Origin of the sequence: Cyanobium sp. ATX-6F1 (assembly GCF_047395825.1) — a bacterium.
GTDB lineage: Bacteria > Cyanobacteriota > Cyanobacteriia > PCC-6307 > Cyanobiaceae > ATX-6F1.
In genome coordinates, this window is record NZ_JBCEBF010000003.1 from 18,366 (window position 1) to 34,538 (window position 16,173).

Here is a 16,173-nt window from a genome sequence, read left to right on the forward strand (position 1 = left end):
TCTTTCCGTCTCTGCAGCTCGTCATCCAATTTCGCGTCACAGCAACTTGATTCGCTCATCAGCCCATTCACTTCCGTTTCGTCCAATCAGATCAGATCAGCTGAGTTTTCCGCTCATTCAGCTCGTTCTCCCATTCACGTCCTGAATCCACCCGCCCATCGATCGGATCACAAGCCATCGATTTCGGTGAATCAGTTGTATGGCAATGGCCGTAATGTCCTTCGAATCCGTCGGTTTGCAGCGATCCACTCCCCCTCAAGAGCCTCCCGAGTCCGCCAGCTGCTGGTGGGAGCCTCCCTGGCCCTGCTCAGCCTTCCGCTTGCCCTTCCCGCCCGGGCAGCCGTTGGTGACGAAGGCAATGTTCAGCTCATCGGCACCGCCACCTCCACCGCGGCCGTGCCCCGCATGTTCGCCATCACCCCGGAGAGGCGGGCCCTGCTCAACACGATCCGCTACGCCGAAGGCACCTGGGCCAATGGCGAAGACATCGGTTATCGGGTGATGTTTGGTGGCGGTCTCATGGATTCCCTGGAGCGCCACCCCGACCGGGTGATCCGCAGTTCCCGCTATGCCAGCGCTGCCGCAGGCGCCTACCAGTTCATGCCCTTCACCTGGGCCATGACCAGCCGGATTCTGGGTCTGCCCGGTTTCGGGCCCTTCGCCCAGGACCAGGCAGCGCTGCTGTTGATCCAGCGCCGTGGTGCCTTGGAGCTCGCTGATCAGGGCCAGCTCACCCCCATCTGACCGCCCGCCTGGCGCCCGAATGGGCCTCGTTCCCAACCCTGCGCGGCAGCAGTTTTTACGGCCAGCCCGTGAAGCGCTTTGCTGATCTCAAGCGCTTCTACGAGTGGAACCTCGCCCAGCTCCGCGGCCAGCTTGTGGCACCCCCTGAGCCGGTGGCCAGCGTGCCCCCCAGTCGCGCCTGCGCCACCAACCAGCTGGAGTGTCTGTTGGAGAGCGCCGCCCAATCCCGCAGCGGCCTCTGAGGCCACTGCTTCGGTTTCGCTCGCCGGCAACGCTCAGCTTTCGCTTGGCCTGCTGGTTCCGACCGTTCGCTGGGCAATCAGGTAGGCCACCACGGCCGCCGTCACGAAGCCCAGGGAGTTGCGCAGCACCGGCAGCAGCTCAGGGGTTCGGGTGATCACAGGGCCAAGTCCCAGGGCGACGAACAGGATCCCCCACAGGGGCGAGAGCAGCAGCATCCAGGCCCAGGCGATCCGCTCCCCTGGCTTGCGCGGGAAGGCGGCGATGCCCGCCACCACGCCCCCCAGCAACGAGGAGCAGAAGGTGAGGATCCACTGCTCCCGTGGCAGGCCCGGCACCACCTGGCAGCCGCCCCGCTCCAGGCAGGTCTCCACGGCCGTCAGGGCCGCGACGATCGCTCCGTCCTCGCCGTGGTCGCGCACGTAGTACTGGTTGCCGTAGCGGGTCTGAAGTTCCACCCAGAAGGTGCGCGGCATCAGGGCGAACAGGGCATCGCCCACATTGAAATTGAGCAGGTTGCCGCCGCGGGGGTCGGCCACCACCAGCAGGCTGCGCTCATCGAGGTTCCAGAAATCCTTCACCGCCAGTCCTGGGGTGCGCTCGTACTGGGTCAGCACCCGGAGCTTCCAGCCGTTGGCCTGCTCGAAGGCCGTGAGCTGGTCCTCGAGGCTGGCGCGCTCGGCCTCGCTCAGGGCCCGGGCCAGGTCAATCACCGGTGTGGGGTGATCCGGCAGCAGTTGGGGGTTATCGGCGGCCAGGGCAGCCGGCGTGAGCACAGGCGCCAGCAGCACCAGGGCCAGGCTCAGCAGGGCAGGGGCCACCAGGGCCATCAGGCGAGCGAGCCAGGGATGACTGGCTCGGAGGGATTGGCCCATGCGCCTGCTGCGATGATCCTGCATTCTCTCTGACCCCCCTGCCCGAGCGCGTCCCCCCGAGGGCACCACCGAGGAGACCGTCCCGGACTGGCTGCGCCAGCGTCTGACCGCAGCCGGTTCGGACGTGCCCTTCAGCTCCTACATGGCCTGGGTGCTCCACGATCCGGAGCACGGGGCCTACGGCGCTGGCAGGTTGCGGATCGGCCCCGGGGGTGATTTTGCCACCGCGCCCTCCCTGGGGCCGGCCTTCGCTGAACTGCTGGCCCCCCAACTGGCCGACTGGCTGGAGGGTCTGGCCCGGGCGGTGCCAACTGGACCCCTGGCCCTGGTGGAGGCGGGACCCGGCGAGGGCCAGCTGGCCCTGGATCTTGCGGGCGCGCTGGCCCAGCGCTGGCCGGGCTTGACGGAGCGGCTGGAGCTTGTGCTGGTGGAGCCCAATCCAGGCATGGCCAGCCGCCAGCGCCAGCGGCTGGCGGCCTGCCCGCTGCCGGTGCGCTGGAGCTCCTTCGAGCAGTTGGCGGAGCGGCCCGTACGCGGGGTGGTGCTGGCCCATGAGGTGCTCGACGCCCTGGCGGTGGAGCGCTTTGAGCACCACCAGGGCCACTGGTGCCGCCAGCGGGTGCGGCTTGCCGGCGGCGGCCTGGAGCTGCTGGCGTCCGAACCCCTCAGCCCCGTTGAGCTGGAAGCCCTGGCCGATCTGGGCCTTGCCGAGCCGGGCGCCGGGCGCCCCGAGGGTTGGTGCAGTGAGTTGCACAGCGGCCTGGGCCCCTGGATGGCCGGCTGCGGGTCCGCCCTGGCCAGCGGTTGGTTGCTGGTGATCGATTACGCCCTGGAGGCCTGGCGTTACTACGCGCCCGCGCGCTCGGCCGGCACCTTGATGGCCTACCGGGGCCAGCGCGCCCAGGCCGATCCCCTGCTGGATCCAGGCGCCTGGGACCTCACCGCCCACCTCTGCACCGACAGCCTCGAGCGGGCGGCGCTGGGAGCCGGATGGCAGCCCCTGGGCCAATGCCGCCAGGGGAAGCGCTGTTGGCGCTGGGGTTGGCCCAGGCCCTCCACGGCCTATCCACAGCTGATGAAGGCCTGGCCTTGGCCGAGCGCCTGGCTCGACGGGAGGCGCTGCTGCGGCTGGTGGATCCCGCCGCCCTGGGGGACTTCCGCTGGCTGGCCTATGGCCGAGACCTGCCTGCGGAGCGCGACTCCCAGTCGGCCCCGCCGTTGTTTCTGCGGGAGCCGCCCCTCAGCTGAACGAGCTCAGCACCTGACGGATCAGGGCAGGGTCCACATCATCGCGGATCTCGACCTGGCCGATCGCCGTGGGCAGCACGAAGCGCACCTGTCCGTCGCGCACCTTCTTGTCGCTCTGCAAGCTGCTGAGCACGGCTTCTGGATCCAGGCGCGGCAAGGCGAGGGGCAGCCCCGCCTTGGCGATCAGGGCCCGTTGGCGTTCCTGATCAGCGTGGCTCCAGAGGCCCGAGGCCACGGCGATGGCGCCGGCCGCCAGCATCCCCAGCCCCACGGCTTCCCCGTGCCGGAAGGTGCCGTAGCCGCTGAGGTTTTCGATCGCATGGCCGAGGGTGTGGCCGTAGTTGAGGACCGCCCGCAGACCGCCTTCCCGCTCATCGGCGGCCACCACCCGGGCCTTGGCGGCGGCGGAGCGCTCCAGCAGCCGCTGGAGCAGGGCGGGCTCGACGGCCTCCAGTCGGGAGAGGTCGGTAGCCGCCTCCAACTCGCTGAACAGCTCCGGATCGCCGATCACCCCGTACTTGATCACCTCCGCCATGCCCGAGCGGAATTCCCGCTCCGGCAGGGTGGCGAGGGTGCCTGTGTCGATCAGCACCAGGCGGGGCTGATGGAAGGCGCCGATCAGGTTCTTGCCGCCGGGGTGGTTCACCCCGGTCTTGCCGCCGATGGCCGCATCCACCATCGCCAGCAAGGTGGTGGGCACCTGCACCACGGCGATGCCCCGCAGCCAGGTGGCGGCGGCAAATCCCGCCATGTCGCCCACCACGCCGCCGCCTAAGGCGACGATCGCCGAGCTGCGCTCCAGATGGGCGCCAAAGGCGGCGTCGTGGATCAGCCCCACGGTGGCGGGGGTTTTCTGCTCCTCGCCGGCCTCCACCACTGTGGTGCTCACCTGGAAGCCGGCCCGCTCGAGGCTGGCGCGCACCGGATCGCCGTAGAAGCCCTCCACCAGCGGATTGCTCACCAGCAGCACCTTGGTGCCCACCTTCAGGCCCGCTTCCGCCATCCGGGCACCCAGCTGATCCAGCCCCCCGGCCCCCAGATGGATCGGGTAGGGGTTGGCCGCCAGGGCCACGGGGATCGTGCGCAGGGGGGCGGAGGCGGTGCGGGTCACGGACGTTCGGGGCTGGTCGCTTGCGGGCCAGTCTGCTCACGCCCTGGCGGCCATTGGTGCTCCGCTTGCGGGTGCAGCACCAGTTGCGGGAAGGGAATCTCGATGCCCTGCTGCTTGAAGCCATGCCAGATGGCGTTAGCGACCTCGCTGCAGATGCCGACGTTGTCCATCGGAGCGTCGATCCAGAAGCGCACGGCGTAATTGATCGAGGAGTCGCCGTAGCTCAGCAACAGCCCCTTGGGCGCCGGGTCGGCCAGCACGCGGCTGCAACCGCTGGCGGTGGCCTCCAGCAGCCCGATCACCGCCTCCGGATCCTGGTGGTAGGCCGCCGATACCAGCACCTGGCTGCGGCGCAGGCTGTCGCTGCCGGTGTAGGTGGTGGTGGTAGTGGTGAAGAAGGTCTGGTTGGGGATCACCAGCTCGGCGTTGTCACGGTTGCGCCAGAGCACCGCCGCCCGCAGCCCCAGGCTGCGCACCTCGCAGGAGTCGCCGTCGATGATCAGCACCTCCCCGGGGCGAACGGACCCCTCCACCAGGAGCCACAGGCCACTGACGAAGTTGGAGAACACCTCCTTGATGCCGAAGCCCAGGCCCACCGAGAGGCCCCCGGCGATGGCCAGGATCGCGTTGCCTCTGATTCCCAGGTGATCAATCACCAGCAGGATGCCGAAGCCCACCAGCAGGTAGCGGATCATCAGCTCCATCGCCCGCCGGCCGCTCTCGCTGATGCCGATGCTGCGCTGCACCACCCACGCCAGCCAGATCGCCGGCAGTCCCGAGGCGGTGACGAGCAGATACAGGGTGGCCGTGGCCGCAAACAGTTGCCCCAGATTGATCGGGGCTCCGAAGAAGACACCCAGGGGAATCACGCCGAGGTCGTTGACGCTGTCGAGCCGCCGGATCAAGCCCAGGGCGGCGGCGATGAAGAAGGCCGGCTTGATCACCTGGGTGTACAGGCTCTGTACCACGCGCCGCTCCAACCGCCGCAGCAGCAGCACCCGCAGCACCTCCAGCAGGATCCAGAGCGCCTGAAGCCCGGCGAAGAACAGCACCAGGCCGAAGGGTTGGCCCAGCAGCGCCAGCAGGGCGGCCAGGAGCAGGATCAGCGCCAGCTTGAGCAGATCGAACTGGATGATCGAGCGCCGCCAGCGGGGCAGCAGGGCCAGATGCAGGGAGATCACGATCCCCAGCCAGCCCGCCAGCTGCAGCACCACCGAGAGGCGCTGCAGGTAGCCGAACCAGCCGCTGATCTCGTAGAGGAACTGGTTCATGGGCGCTGGGCCAGGCGCTGCGTCAGCATCTCGATCGCCTGGGGGCCATCGGCGGCGCCGAAGATCATTGAGGTGAGCACCTCACGGAGCAGGGCCTCGCGCGGATCCCCCTCGATCAGGTTGACGTTGAAGAGGTCGTAGGCCTGCGACTGGGCCATGCCCTTCTCCAGGGCAGCCAGCACCCGGGAGCTGGTGACCGGCACATTCACATAGCGGTTCACCGGCAGGGCATCGTCGCTGCTCAAGGTGGCGGCCCGCTGCACCAGGGGATTGACGCTGAACTCCGCCAGGGCCTGGCTGATGCGGCGCTGCTCCGGGCTGGAGTCCCGTCCGAAGGCCCAGACCCGCAGCCGGGCGATCGGACTGGCCTGCCCCTCGGGCCCCGATGGCAGCGGGGCCACCCCGAGCCGTGGGCCCATCTCCCTCTGCAGGCGCGCCAGATGGCGGCTGCGGCAGGCGATCCAGGCCAGATCCCCCTTGACCAGAGCGCCCAGCAGATCGTCGGTGCTGCCGTAGAAGGTGACCCGTTGCTGGTCACTGGCCTGGTCAAGCCAGCTGAGCCAGCGCAGCAGCCCCGCTCGATCGGCGGGAAGCAGCTTGGCCGGTGTGACCGAGGTCTTCTCCGGGGCCAGCAGGCGTTGCAGGGCCGTGGTCGCCCCGAGGCCGCCGGCGCTCCAGTAGAGGTCGACCGGTTCAAGGGACAGTCCGATCGGGATGCCCCGGGCGCTGACCTTCAACAACTCCTCAAGGGTCTGGGGAGCCTTTTTCAGCACTTTGCGGTCGTAGCAAGCCACCTGGGGCTGGCTGAAAACGGGGAGCGCCGCCCAGCCTCCCTTGGTCCGGAAGCCGCGCAGCATCGTTGGCTCCACCTGGGAGCTGACGGCCTGCGGCAGCTGCACCGTCCGGGTCATGCCGGCGCTGTGCATGGCCAGGGCCGAGCTGCCGTTCACCAGCATCAGGTCGGGGCCCAGACCCGTGCGGTCGCGACGGGTGACCTCAGCCTGCACCTGGGTTTCAGGGAAGAACAGCAGCTGCACCCCCACCTTCGGATGGATCAGCCGGAAATCCTTGATGAATTGGCCCAGCTGGGAACGGAGGTGTCCGTCCGGCCCTTGTTTGGTCTGGTTACCGGAGCTGAGACCGATGTAGAGGTACACCGTTCCCGCCAGCTCACCGCTGCCTGGGCTGTTTGGGGCCGAGCAGGCCGCCAGGGCCAAGGGCACCACCAGGGCCGCCATGGCACGGGTGAAGCGGCTGAGCTGGATCTGTCGGGGGGCGTTCACGCCGTCAGGGTAGATAGCCTGCCCGAAGTCGTCTTTTCCCATGGCCCCGGCCCGAGCCACCCTCACCGCCTGGGGTTTTCTGGCTCCGGGCCTGGTGCTGATCGGTCTCTCGGTGCTGCTCCCGGCGCTGATGGCGCTGGTGATGAGCTTCAGCCAGAGCGGTCTCGATGTGAGCGAGCCCCTGCGGTTCGTGGGCCTGGCCAACCTTCGCCGGCTGGCCCACGACCCGATGTTCTTCCGGGTGCTGGGAACAACGTTCCTCTATCTGGTCGGGGTGGTGCCGCCGATCGTGCTCGGTTCCCTCGCCCTGGCGGTGCTGGTCAACCGACAGCTCCCCGGCATTCATCTGTTTCGTGGGGCCTTCTACACACCCGTGCTGGTGTCGATCGTGGTGGCGGCGATCGCTTTCCGTTGGCTCTACGCCGAAAACGGTCTCCTCAACGGCTGGCTCAGCGCCCTGCTGGGGGAGCGCTTCCATCCGATCGGTTTTCTCAGCGATCCACGTCTGGCCCTGCCCTCGGTGATGCTGGTGACCCTCTGGAAGGGTCTGGGCTATTTCATGGTGATCTTCCTGGCGGGCCTCCAGGGCATCTCTCCGGAGTTGTACGAAGCCGCCTCCCTCGATGGCAGCGAGGGTTGGCGCCGCCACCTGGACATCACCCTGCCGTTGCTGCGCCCCTACATCACCCTGGTGGCGGTGATCTCGGCGATTTCGGCCACCAAGGTGTTCGAGGAGGTTTTCCTGATGACCCAAGGCGGCCCGGCCGATGGCACCCGAACCCTCGTCTATTACGTCTACGACCAGGCGTTCTCCGAATTGGAGATCAGCTATGCCTGCACCGTTGGGCTTGCCCTGTTCGTGATCGTTCTGCTGCTGAGCCTGGTGCGTTTCCTGGCCGCAGGAGAGAAGGGGCTCACCTGATGCCAGGGGCCAGGGCCCAGGAGGCCAGGGGCGTGGGTCAGGGGAGTGAGCGGCATCGGATGGCAAGCTGGGCCACTTCAAGCGTGGCGACTGAGGTGGGGCGTTGAGCGCTGAATCCGGCACCCCATCCAGCGATCCAGTGTTCCATGCCCCCGTGGCCATCGGGATTGTGGGGGGCGGCCAGCTGGCCCTGATGCTCGCCGAGGCCGCCGCCGAACTGGGGGTGGAGCTGCATGTGCAGACCCCTCGGCGGACGATCCTGCCGCCGCCCTGGCGGCTGTCGTGGTGCAGGCCGATTGCGGGGATGCGGCGGCGACCCGCCGGCTGGGGGCGCACTGCCGGGCGATCAGCTTCGAGAACGAATGGGTGGACCTGGAGGCCCTGGCCCCCCTGGCGGCCGAGGGTCTGGTGTTTCGCCCCAGCCTGGCGGCGCTGGAGCCCCTGGTGAACAAGCGTCGTCAGCGGGAGCTGCTGGAACGCCTGCATCTGCCTTCCCCCCGCTGGCTGCCGTTGGAGCGCCTGATCGAACCCCTGCCGTTGGAAGACATCCCCCCACCGATCACCGCCGACCCAGTGGAGCCGCGGCCGGTCTTCGACCTTGGCTTTCCATTGATGGCGAAGGCCTCCACCGGTGGCTACGACGGCAAGGGCACCCTGGTGATCCCTGATCCCGCGGCACTGGAGGAGTTGCTGGAGCGGGTGGATCCCACCGAGTGGATCCTCGAGGAGTTCGTCAGCTTCGACCAGGAGCTTGCCCTGGTGGCCTGCCGGGATGGCCAGGGTCAGGTGGCCTGGTTCCCCTTGGCCCGCACCCATCAGCACCAGCACGTGTGCGACTGGGTGCTGGCACCCGCCTCGGTGGACCAGGCTGTTGAGGCCCTGGCCCGCAATGTGGCCGCTTCGATCCTGGCCAGCCTCGACTATGTCGGTGTGCTCTCGATCGAGTTCTTCTATGGGCCGGGTGGACTGGTGGTGAACGAGCTGGCGCCTCGCACCCACAATTCCGGCCACTTCACGATCGAGGCCTGCCGGACCAGTCAGTTCGCCCAGCAGGTGCGAATCGTCAGCGGTGACAACGTGGCAGACATCGACTTCGATGGGCCCGGAGCCCTGATGGTCAACCTGCTCGGCATCGAGCAGAGCGCAGAAGAGGAGGCCGAGCGGCGAACGGCCCTGGCGATGCTGAACGGTGCCCACCTGCACTGGTACGGGAAGCGGGAGCCCAGGCCCGGGCGCAAGCTGGGGCACCTGACCGTGCTGCTGCAGGCCGCCACCCCGGCCGAACTGGAGCTCGAGGCCGATCGGCGTTTGGCGGAGATTCGTTCGATCTGGCCCTTGCCTCCAGCTTAAGCCCCCTAGGATGTGCTCGGACTGCTGTGTTGGTCACTGCCTTCTACAGTTTTCTGATCTGACTCCCTTTTCGACTTGGGGGGTCTGTCGCGACGGCGACGTAGGCCGGCCTTGAGCCGGAAACGAAACCCCGCTTTGACCCCCCTTCTGGTTCATCCAGGTCGGAATCTGGGGCAGAACGGCATGGCGGTCCACCCCTTTCTTGAATCAGCCCGCAGAAGGTGCCTGATGGGCCGCTACCTGACAGCGCTGATCGCTTCGCAGCCACCCCACTAAGGTCGTAGGCACGTGCTGCAGGCATGATTCGCTGATGCCGACCAGCCGTTCGAAGCTCCGCTCCGAGCGATTCCGCTACGGCTGGATCAGTCTGCTGATCGGGGCGCTGCTCACCGTTCTGATCGTGGCCAACGCGGCGCACGAACGGCGCGTGGGCAACACCCAGATTGCTGATGACAGCCTGTGGATGCTCTGGTCACCGGCCATCTTTGCCGTGGCGGGGGTGGTGTTCATCGCTCGGGGACTGGCGCTCGAGAACTCCCTCAAGCACCTACCCACTTTCAGGCGGCCCCGGCGGCCGCAGTTGTTCAAGCCTCGGCCGAAGGCTGATCCCCCTTCCGAGCGAGGCCGCAGGCGGCAAGCCAAGCCGGCCGCCGCCCGAGCAGAAACGGCCGAAGCGGAGGCCACTGAAGCGGCATCCAGAAGCTCACCTCCCCCGGCGGCGGCGCCAGAGGCAAGGGAGATTCCCCTTGATGATCGTTACCGCCAGGCCTGCGCGGAATTGGGGGTCGAGCCCGGCACCGATTGGATGGTGATTCGGGCAATCTGGCGCCGAAAGCTCCAGAGCTGGCACCCCGACCAGGGGGAGACCACGAGGTCTGGTTGCGCAAGACCGCCGCCTACACCCTGCTCGAGGCCTGGGAACAGTTCAAGGCCTGAGCCGTTGGCAGGTTGATGGCCATCGACCGCAGGCCCGGTTGGACCGTTGCCTGTGCGCAGAGGATCAGGCCTTGATCACCTGATCTCGCCCCTGGCGTTTGGCCTCAAGCAGGGCCAGATCACTGCGGATCAGCAGGGATTCGCTGGTGTCTTCCTCCCGGCGCCACTCCGCCACCCCCAGGCTGATCGTGATCTTCACCATGCCCTTTTCAGCGGGGATGCGCACGTCCTTGACCATGGCGCGGATGGACTCGGCCACCCGCAGGCCGGCGCTGATGGTGGAGCCGAAGAGCAGCACAACGAATTCCTCCCCCGGTGCGGCAGAGCATGTCGGTTCCGCGCAGCCGCGAGCGCACCACCTCCACCAGGGCGACCAGCACCTGATCACCCACGTCGTGGCCGTAGGTGTCGTTGACGGTCTTGAAGAAATCGATGTCCATGGCGATGGCACAGATCCCGGCTCCAGAGCGTTTGCCGCGCAGGATCTCTTCGTTGAGGCGACGGAACAATTCGCGGCGGTTGAAGCAGCCGGTCAAGGGATCAATCGTGGTGAGCCGCTCCAATTCCTGCTCCCTGGCTTCCAGGGCCTTGTTGGTGCTCTGCAGGCTGTTGGTCAGTCGATTGATGTCTTCGCCACGCTGGTTCACGATCAGCGCGAGGTCCTGAAGTTCAGTCACCAGGGAGAGCTTCAGCTCGGGCAGGTGTTGCGTGTTGAGAGGCCCACCACTGCCGATGTCGATCAAGGGGCTGAGCATCAGTGTGAACTGGTTGTCGATGAAGCGTGCAAATACCTCACTGAGGAAGGAGCCAAGTATCAGAATCCAAGCCAGAGTGCCAAGGAAGCGGGCACTGGCCATTTGCAATTCGAGCACATTGTTGGCGGCAGTTTCCACCACGAAAACAGTGAACTCCTTGACCACACCATTGATCTCATAGGCGTTGAAGCTCTGCCTGCGGGCCCAGTAGCTCTGCACCCACCGCTTCATCTCCGGCATCGGTTGGCGCGGGGAGATCAGTTGAAGTCCATCAGCCCTGGCTGTGCTCAAAACAGGTTGCTTGTAGTCGCTGCGAAGATCCTTGAACAGTTCTCGATTGGAGCTGTAATGAACTCCTTCGTTTGAGTTCACTTCAAAGTTGATATCGTGCTGTGTACTGATCGGATTATCGACCAAGCGCTCATTGCTTTTCACATTCTTGATGATTACATCCGAGGCAATATTGAGCCTCTCCAGGACACCGTCCTGAACGCTGCTCACCAGTTCGTGGCTGCTCATCACCGTGATGATCAGGCTCGGCACGGCAATCGACAGAAAGGTGATCGCCAGAATCAGATCTTTTAAGGAGAGTCCCCGTTCCTCGCCCACGGGAGCCATGGTCTTGATCGCCAAAAAGATGGCAAAAGCGATCGCGGTGTTGAGCACCCCATTCACCCCCTGCTTGAGGGCGGCCAGGGTCGTGTTCGCCAGGTCGATGCCGATCACCTGGTGGTACAGCAGGAACACCAGCGGGGCCCCCAGCACCAGCCAGTAGAGAACGTCGCCCACCACGACATGGCCATAGCGGCTGTGGCCGTCCCGTCGCAGGATCGTGTTCACCGCCACGGTGAGCCAGATGATTTCGGCGGTGAAAGTGAGCACGGCCCAGCCGTGGCCCCACAACGTGATCGTGGCAAGGGAGGCGATCACAGCGATCGGGATCGCCCGCCCCCCCACCCAGCAGCAACACCAGCACCGGAACAATGGAGCCGAGCAGCAGATGAACGCCGAATAGCAGCGGAATCGGCTGAAGGTTGAGGCCGAAACTCACCAATCCCAGGACCACCACCAGCAGCAACTGGCCTGGCGCCGTGCGCCAGCGATTGGGTGGATGGGGTGGGCTCGTTGCCATGGTTCTGCCGGGAGGCCGAGCCGACCCGTGGGGACGTTCCAGCAAGTACCTGTTTTAGCGGATGATCTCTTGACTGACTGGGGCTGTTGTTGTCCTTCTCCGCTAGGGCCGGTTCAACAGCCGAGCCAGGCCTTCCTCCAACTGCTCGGCGCTCCAGGAGCCGATCACGAACACTTCCTGGGCTGAATGACCGCGGCGGGCGATGAGCTTGTGGCCCCCTTGAATCGTTGTTGAAACCCGAAGTCGCAACTGATCCGAGCGTCCCTTCACCCGAGCGATCACGGCAGGGGTGATCGTGTCGATGCCCGGTTCGGAGGCCAAGGCCTTGAGCACCGGGATGAGACCCTCGATGTAGGTGCTGTGGGTGATCACCACCCGCCCCATTGGTTTGCCTCAGCAGGCTCCCAGCCTAGAAAGTCTGCCAACATGGTTCCCCCTGCCGCACCGTGATGCCTGCAGATGGCCAGGGTTCAGCCGATCACTCTCCAGCCGACCGCCCGAGCACCGGTCCTGGCGCTGCTGAGCAAGATCCAGCGAAGCGGCGTTCCGAAGGCCCCAGGAGTTGCGCTGATGTTGCAGGAACGCTCGATCGGCGGGCCATTGCCGAGCGCCTCAGCAACGTTCTGGGAGTGCCCGTGGAGGTGGTGAGCCGTCGGGACCCCGTGCGTCATCGCGTCAGTGGTCTGGCGGTCTGCTCCGGGAAGGTGCTGAGCTACGTCATCGATGCCCAGGCCCGCACCGTGGCCACCCGCAACTTGCTTCAGCTCACCCGCCGCAGCCGCGAGGCGGCTTAGGCCCGCTCGAGGGGGGCCATGGTCAGTCCCTCCAGGCTGAGTTGCTGGTGGTACAGCTCGGCCTGCTCCATCGGCCCGCTCCACACCACCGCCGACCCCTGGGAATCAATCCTCTGGGCCAGTTTCCAGGCCTGGTCGGGCCCCATGGCGGGGATGTAGCGCACGAGGCAGTCGACCACGTGCTGGAAGGTGTTGACGTCGTCATCCAGCACCACCACGTTGTAGGTGGGGTAGGGCTCCTGCAGTCGGCGGCGCTCCAGCACCGGTTGGCCGCGGCTGGGGGAGGCGCTCTGCTGGATCATGACTCGGTTCGCACCGCCACCAAGCCTAGGTACAATGGCAAGGTTGATCGATCCGATGGCGCCATGTTGATCTCCCTGGGCTGGGCTTCTCTGGCGGCGGTGTTCACCCTCTCGATTGCCTTCGTGGTCTGGGGCCGCAACGGTGACGGCAGCATCAATTTCTGAGTTTCGCCAACGAGGGCTGCGCCCGCATCGAGGATGCCGATGAGCGAGCTGCAGTTCAACACAGTTCTCGCCAGCCTGGCCGCCCTTCTGCTGATCTTTGTCAGCGGTGGCGTGATCTACCTCTCCACGGTCGAGTGGCGTGACCGGCGCCGCCGCAATCGCCCTGATGCCAAGCGGCGCTCCTGAGGCCCGCCATGGTTCAACCCTCGGTGGCCGGCCTGGCCGGCCGCCTCCGTCGTTCCTCTCCGCCTTTTCCCGCCGCCCTCACGGCCACGGTCACGGCACTGCTGCTGTTGGCTCCGGGACTTTGGCTCGGCCATCACCCCCGTCCCCAGGCCCAGGGTCTGGAGCGGATCCTGGGCGCTGCGGCCTTGCTGCAGAGCTTTCCGGCCGATGCGCGGCGCCCGGCCCCAGGGCTGTGGGTCCAGCGCCTGGGACCTGATGCGTCCCGGCGGCTCTGGAAGCGGCAGCGGGGCAATTGGTGGCAGTTCTGGGGGCGCCATGGCGACGAAGGGCTCTACCTGGTTCTGCCCGCCGACAGCTTCAGGGCCGCCGCCGTTGAGGTTCCCGCCGGCAGTTTGCGCGTGGATGATCTGGTGGTGCTGGCCCCGGACCCGCTGGCGGCCGGCTTGCTCAAGGAACCCCTGGCCTTGAAACGACGCCAGCCCCGGGGCCTGGAGCAACGCTGCGTGGGCGAGTTGCAGAGCCAGCAAGCCGTCTACTGGACCGACACGGCCCTGGGACAGATGCTGGGGCCACTGTCCTCGCTGCTGCAAAGCTTTCAGCAAGGCTGCCTGCAACTTGGCGGTCAGGGCGCCACGCTCAGCTGGCAAGGGGAGACCTCCTCCGCCCCTGGCCTCGGGAGTCGCCAGCCGGCCCCCTGGGCGCGATCCAACCACCCGCCCCCTGGCGGAGAACCTGTTGCTCGAGATTCGCGGCGAGCGGCTTGATCTACTGCTGGCGGATCTGCTCAATCGCCAGATGATCCGTGAGCCCCTGGCCAGTCGCTATGGCATCGGCGATCGCCAGCTGACCCTGCTGCGGGGCACGCCGTTCCTGTTGCGCCTCAAACCCCAGGCCACAGGTCCGTTCCAGGCCTCCCTTGAACTGCAGCTGGCCGTGGGGGACCAACGCTCCCAATGGGCGGCACTGCTGGCCCCGCTGCGCAAGGCACTGCTTGATCAGGGGCTCGGGGAGTCCAGCCCCCAGATCCGCTCCGCCAGCAGCCCGTCGGTGCTGCCCACCAGTTCCTGGAAGCGGGATGACGGCACGGTGGTGGGGGCTGGCGCTGGCTGAGCCCGGCGACGAGCCGTCAGCCCCAACTGCTGTTTTTCCTGGGCCCCGAACCAGCGCTGGCTGGAAGCAGCCTCCCCTGGCCTGATGCCCGGCCCCAGGGTGACGTGGCTCTGGACCTTCGTCTCCGCCCCGCCGCCCTGGAGGCCCTGGGCCTGCTGCCCGCGGATCTGCCGCTGCTGGTGCGCCGTTCTGATCAGTTGAGCCTGATCAGCGGCGCTGTGGGAGGGGTTGGCCGTGGCGGCGGCCGCTCAGCCAGCCTCAGCGGCTCTCTGCGGCTGCCGTCTCGCTTTCGCTGATATCCTCTCCCGCAGGGGCTTCAGCTGCGTTCGAGGTGCCTGTGGGGCCATCGGCGAGATCAGGGAGTTCCGCTTCGGCGCTGGCGGCCCGTTCACGGCGGCGGCGCTCGGCGGCCAGGGTCTCCTCCATCATTTCCACCGCCTGGGCCATGCGCTCAAGGTTGGAGCTGTAGAGCCCCAGATCCTTATCGACACGGCCACGGATCAGGCCCATCGCTTCGGCCACCCCGTGGGCTGCCTGGCGCAGGGCTTCCGGCTCCAGAGCCTCAGACCCCTTGGCCTGCTCCAGCAGGCTGAGCAGCCCCACGGCCACCAGACGTGAGTAGTGAAAATCCGGCCTCTGAATACTGGCGAGGGCGCTCCCCAGCGGCTCGGGGGCCCCTTCCCCCTGGTGATCCAGCCATGAGGTCACCGTTTCCAGGTCGTGGTCACCGATGGCCGCCACCGCCGCCTGCCGCTGCCGGCGCAGGTGGCTGGCGTCGAAGCCGGAGGAGGCGCAGATGGCCTGAAACAGGGGTTCCATCTGTTCCGGGGGCGGTACCCCCGGGCGAATTCGTCGAACACCTGGACCAGCCCGGAGGCGAACAGGGCATCCGGCTGGAATCCCTTCTGGTGGCTGAGCAGATGCAGCTCCACCAGCAACTCATCGACGAGACGCCGGTAGAGGGGAGCAATCACATGGGGGAAGGCGCCATGGAAGGCGCGCTTGCTGTCGGACACGGTGAGACTTGCGCTCACACTTCTCGGGCTAGTGGTTGTTGGACCCTAGCGCTCACGGGGCTCGTTAGGATCGATCCTGCTGTTGCCTCCCTGCCCATGATCCCGATCGTGATCGAAGAGTCCGGCCGGGGCGAGCGCGCGTTCGACATCTACTCACGGCTGCTCCGGGAGCGGATCATCTTCCTGGGGGAACCGGTCACCGCTGAGTCGGCGAACCGGATCGTGGCCCAGCTGCTGTTCCTTGAGGCGGAAGACCCCGACAAGGACATCTTCCTCTACATCAATTCACCCGGCGGCTCCGTCTACGACGGCCTGGGCATCTTCGACACCATGCAGCACATCAAGCCTGATGTGCAGACCGTCTGCGTCGGCCTGGCGGCCAGCATGGGTGCTTTCCTGCTCAATGCCGGTGCCAAGGGCAAGCGCAGCAGCCTGCACCACTCGCGGATCATGATCCACCAACCCCTGGGTGGGGCCCGCGGCCAGGCCAGCGACATCCGCATCCAGGCCGATGAAATTCTTTATCTCAAGGACAAGCTCAACAGGGAGCTATCCGAGCGCACCGGCCAGGACCTGGAGCGCATCCAACAGGACACGGACCGGGATTTCTTCATGTCTCCCCATGAAGCTCAGGCCTACGGTCTGATCGACAAGGTGATCGAAAAGCGGCCGATCCGCCCGGTCTGAGCAGCAAATTCAAATAATCTAAAGAACGTTCAACATTGAATTGAAC

At 66.5% G+C, this 16,173-nt stretch carries 18 protein-coding genes, 1 other RNA gene and 4 pseudogenes; 15 read left to right on the forward strand and 8 right to left on the reverse strand.

Annotated elements, in window-relative coordinates:
• The first annotated feature begins 243 nt into the window (after window positions 1-243).
• A pseudogene (locus AAF143_RS11440) lies at window positions 244-986 on the forward strand (endolysin).
• A gap of 33 nt (window positions 987-1,019) precedes the next feature.
• On the opposite strand, the gene AAF143_RS11445 reads toward AAF143_RS11440, so the two are convergent.
• Window positions 1,020-1,814: a TPM domain-containing protein gene (locus AAF143_RS11445; protein WP_255007733.1), complete on the reverse strand. Its 795-nt coding sequence runs from the start codon at window positions 1,812-1,814 to the stop codon at window positions 1,020-1,022.
• Window positions 1,815-2,001: 187 nt separating this feature from the next.
• Here AAF143_RS11445 and AAF143_RS11450 point away from each other — a divergent pair.
• Both AAF143_RS11450 and AAF143_RS11455 read left to right on the forward strand, forming a co-directional pair.
• Window positions 2,002-2,805 (forward strand): annotated as a pseudogene (locus tag AAF143_RS11450) (SAM-dependent methyltransferase); the annotation flags it as partial.
• A gap of 95 nt (window positions 2,806-2,900) precedes the next feature.
• Entirely contained in the window at window positions 2,901-3,107 is a 207-nt protein-coding gene (locus tag AAF143_RS11455; protein ID WP_414027063.1) for a hypothetical protein, read from the forward strand.
• Here the strand turns inward: AAF143_RS11455 and aroB are convergent.
• Genes aroB through AAF143_RS11470 form a run of 3 tightly spaced genes read right to left on the reverse strand, consistent with a single transcriptional unit; the run spans window position 3,100 to window position 6,772 of the window.
• Complete coding sequence (aroB, locus tag AAF143_RS11460; RefSeq protein WP_255007341.1) at window positions 3,100-4,218, reverse strand: 3-dehydroquinate synthase; 1,119 nt, start codon at window positions 4,216-4,218, stop codon at window positions 3,100-3,102. The genes AAF143_RS11455 and aroB overlap by 8 nt on opposite strands.
• Complete coding sequence (locus AAF143_RS11465) at window positions 4,215-5,489, reverse strand: mechanosensitive ion channel family protein (protein ID WP_255007343.1); 1,275 nt, start codon at window positions 5,487-5,489, stop codon at window positions 4,215-4,217. Before AAF143_RS11465 ends, aroB begins: the two co-directional genes overlap by 4 nt.
• Window positions 5,486-6,772 carry an ABC transporter substrate-binding protein gene (locus AAF143_RS11470; protein ID WP_255007345.1) on the reverse strand — a complete coding sequence of 429 codons (1,287 nt, stop codon included), beginning with the start codon at window positions 6,770-6,772 and terminating at the stop codon, window positions 5,486-5,488. The genes AAF143_RS11465 and AAF143_RS11470 overlap by 4 nt, the downstream gene beginning before the upstream one ends.
• A 40-nt stretch (window positions 6,773-6,812) precedes the next feature.
• On the opposite strand from AAF143_RS11470, the gene AAF143_RS11475 reads away from it, so the two are divergent.
• From AAF143_RS11475 to AAF143_RS11490, 4 genes are all read left to right on the forward strand, one after another.
• Window positions 6,813-7,694 (forward strand): carbohydrate ABC transporter permease, encoded by an 882-nt coding sequence (locus AAF143_RS11475; RefSeq protein ID WP_255007346.1) that lies wholly within the window; start codon window positions 6,813-6,815, stop codon window positions 7,692-7,694.
• A gap of 282 nt (window positions 7,695-7,976) precedes the next feature.
• On the forward strand, window positions 7,977-9,044 hold the full coding sequence (locus AAF143_RS11480; protein ID WP_414027064.1) for a 5-(carboxyamino)imidazole ribonucleotide synthase: 1,068 nt from the start codon (window positions 7,977-7,979) through the stop codon (window positions 9,042-9,044).
• A 15-nt stretch (window positions 9,045-9,059) separates the two neighbouring features.
• Window positions 9,060-9,241: non-coding RNA, 6S RNA (gene ssrS, locus AAF143_RS11485), on the forward strand.
• A 113-nt stretch (window positions 9,242-9,354) separates the two neighbouring features.
• Complete coding sequence (locus AAF143_RS11490; protein WP_414027065.1) at window positions 9,355-9,996, forward strand: hypothetical protein; 642 nt, start codon at window positions 9,355-9,357, stop codon at window positions 9,994-9,996.
• A gap of 48 nt (window positions 9,997-10,044) precedes the next feature.
• Here AAF143_RS11490 and AAF143_RS11495 read toward each other — a convergent pair.
• Window positions 10,045-11,353: pseudogene (locus AAF143_RS11495) on the reverse strand (GGDEF domain-containing protein).
• Window positions 11,354-11,609: 256 nt separating this feature from the next.
• Between AAF143_RS11495 and AAF143_RS11500 the strand changes: the two are divergent.
• Entirely contained in the window at window positions 11,610-11,750 is a 141-nt protein-coding gene (locus AAF143_RS11500; RefSeq protein ID WP_414027066.1) for a hypothetical protein, read from the forward strand.
• A 219-nt stretch (window positions 11,751-11,969) separates the two neighbouring features.
• On the opposite strand, the gene AAF143_RS11505 is transcribed toward AAF143_RS11500, so the two are convergent.
• Window positions 11,970-12,251 (reverse strand): DUF2103 domain-containing protein, encoded by a 282-nt coding sequence (locus tag AAF143_RS11505; RefSeq protein WP_255007354.1) that lies wholly within the window; start codon window positions 12,249-12,251, stop codon window positions 11,970-11,972.
• 65 nt (window positions 12,252-12,316) lie between these two features.
• On the opposite strand from AAF143_RS11505, the gene AAF143_RS11510 reads away from it, so the two are divergent.
• A complete protein-coding gene (locus AAF143_RS11510; RefSeq protein WP_255007356.1) occupies window positions 12,317-12,661 on the forward strand; it encodes a hypothetical protein in 345 nt (114 codons plus the stop codon).
• Here the strand turns inward: AAF143_RS11510 and clpS are convergent.
• Window positions 12,658-12,963, reverse strand: a complete 306-nt coding sequence (gene clpS, locus AAF143_RS11515) for an ATP-dependent Clp protease adapter ClpS (protein WP_255007358.1) — start codon at window positions 12,961-12,963, stop codon at window positions 12,658-12,660. The genes AAF143_RS11510 and clpS overlap by 4 nt on opposite strands.
• A gap of 63 nt (window positions 12,964-13,026) precedes the next feature.
• On the opposite strand from clpS, the gene petN reads away from it, so the two are divergent.
• The 5 genes from petN (at window position 13,027) to AAF143_RS11540 (ending at window position 14,720) form a co-directional block, all read left to right on the forward strand.
• On the forward strand, window positions 13,027-13,128 hold the full coding sequence (gene petN / locus AAF143_RS11520) for a cytochrome b6-f complex subunit PetN (protein WP_255007360.1): 102 nt from the start codon (window positions 13,027-13,029) through the stop codon (window positions 13,126-13,128).
• Window positions 13,129-13,167: 39 nt separating this feature from the next.
• Complete coding sequence (locus tag AAF143_RS11525; RefSeq protein ID WP_255007362.1) at window positions 13,168-13,314, forward strand: hypothetical protein; 147 nt, start codon at window positions 13,168-13,170, stop codon at window positions 13,312-13,314.
• 8 nt (window positions 13,315-13,322) lie between these two features.
• A complete protein-coding gene (locus AAF143_RS11530) occupies window positions 13,323-14,078 on the forward strand; it encodes a hypothetical protein (protein ID WP_414027067.1) in 756 nt (251 codons plus the stop codon).
• Window positions 14,050-14,424, forward strand: a complete 375-nt coding sequence (locus AAF143_RS11535; RefSeq protein ID WP_414027068.1) for a hypothetical protein — start codon at window positions 14,050-14,052, stop codon at window positions 14,422-14,424. The genes AAF143_RS11530 and AAF143_RS11535 overlap by 29 nt, the downstream gene beginning before the upstream one ends.
• A 104-nt stretch (window positions 14,425-14,528) precedes the next feature.
• Complete coding sequence (locus AAF143_RS11540) at window positions 14,529-14,720, forward strand: hypothetical protein (RefSeq protein WP_414027069.1); 192 nt, start codon at window positions 14,529-14,531, stop codon at window positions 14,718-14,720.
• On the opposite strand, the pseudogene psb29 reads toward AAF143_RS11540, so the two are convergent.
• Window positions 14,683-15,458 (reverse strand): annotated as a pseudogene (gene psb29 / locus AAF143_RS11545) (photosystem II biogenesis protein Psp29). The gene AAF143_RS11540 and the pseudogene psb29 overlap by 38 nt on opposite strands.
• A 78-nt stretch (window positions 15,459-15,536) precedes the next feature.
• On the opposite strand from psb29, the gene clpP reads away from it, so the two are divergent.
• The gene (gene clpP / locus AAF143_RS11550; RefSeq protein ID WP_255007374.1) at window positions 15,537-16,127 is read left to right on the forward strand and encodes an ATP-dependent Clp endopeptidase proteolytic subunit ClpP; all 591 of its coding nucleotides are present in this window, start codon (window positions 15,537-15,539) and stop codon (window positions 16,125-16,127) included.
• The last annotated feature ends 46 nt before the right edge of the window (window positions 16,128-16,173 follow it).

Coding starts and splice junctions, on each gene's coding strand:
- AAF143_RS11445 (WP_255007733.1), bottom strand. CDS start 1,814: ATGGCCCTGGTGGCCCCTGCCCTGCTGAGCCTGGCCCTGGTGCTGCTG.
- AAF143_RS11465 (WP_255007343.1), bottom strand. CDS start 5,489: ATGAACCAGTTCCTCTACGAGATCAGCGGCTGGTTCGGCTACCTGCAG.
- AAF143_RS11475 (WP_255007346.1), top strand. CDS start 6,813: ATGGCCCCGGCCCGAGCCACCCTCACCGCCTGGGGTTTTCTGGCTCCG.
- AAF143_RS11490 (WP_414027065.1), top strand. CDS start 9,355: ATGCCGACCAGCCGTTCGAAGCTCCGCTCCGAGCGATTCCGCTACGGC.
- AAF143_RS11505 (WP_255007354.1), bottom strand. CDS start 12,251: ATGGGGCGGGTGGTGATCACCCACAGCACCTACATCGAGGGTCTCATC.
- AAF143_RS11510 (WP_255007356.1), top strand. CDS start 12,317: ATGCCTGCAGATGGCCAGGGTTCAGCCGATCACTCTCCAGCCGACCGC.
- clpS (WP_255007358.1), bottom strand. CDS start 12,963: ATGATCCAGCAGAGCGCCTCCCCCAGCCGCGGCCAACCGGTGCTGGAG.
- petN (WP_255007360.1), top strand. CDS start 13,027: ATGTTGATCTCCCTGGGCTGGGCTTCTCTGGCGGCGGTGTTCACCCTC.
- AAF143_RS11525 (WP_255007362.1), top strand. CDS start 13,168: ATGAGCGAGCTGCAGTTCAACACAGTTCTCGCCAGCCTGGCCGCCCTT.
- AAF143_RS11530 (WP_414027067.1), top strand. CDS start 13,323: ATGGTTCAACCCTCGGTGGCCGGCCTGGCCGGCCGCCTCCGTCGTTCC.
- clpP (WP_255007374.1), top strand. CDS start 15,537: ATGATCCCGATCGTGATCGAAGAGTCCGGCCGGGGCGAGCGCGCGTTC.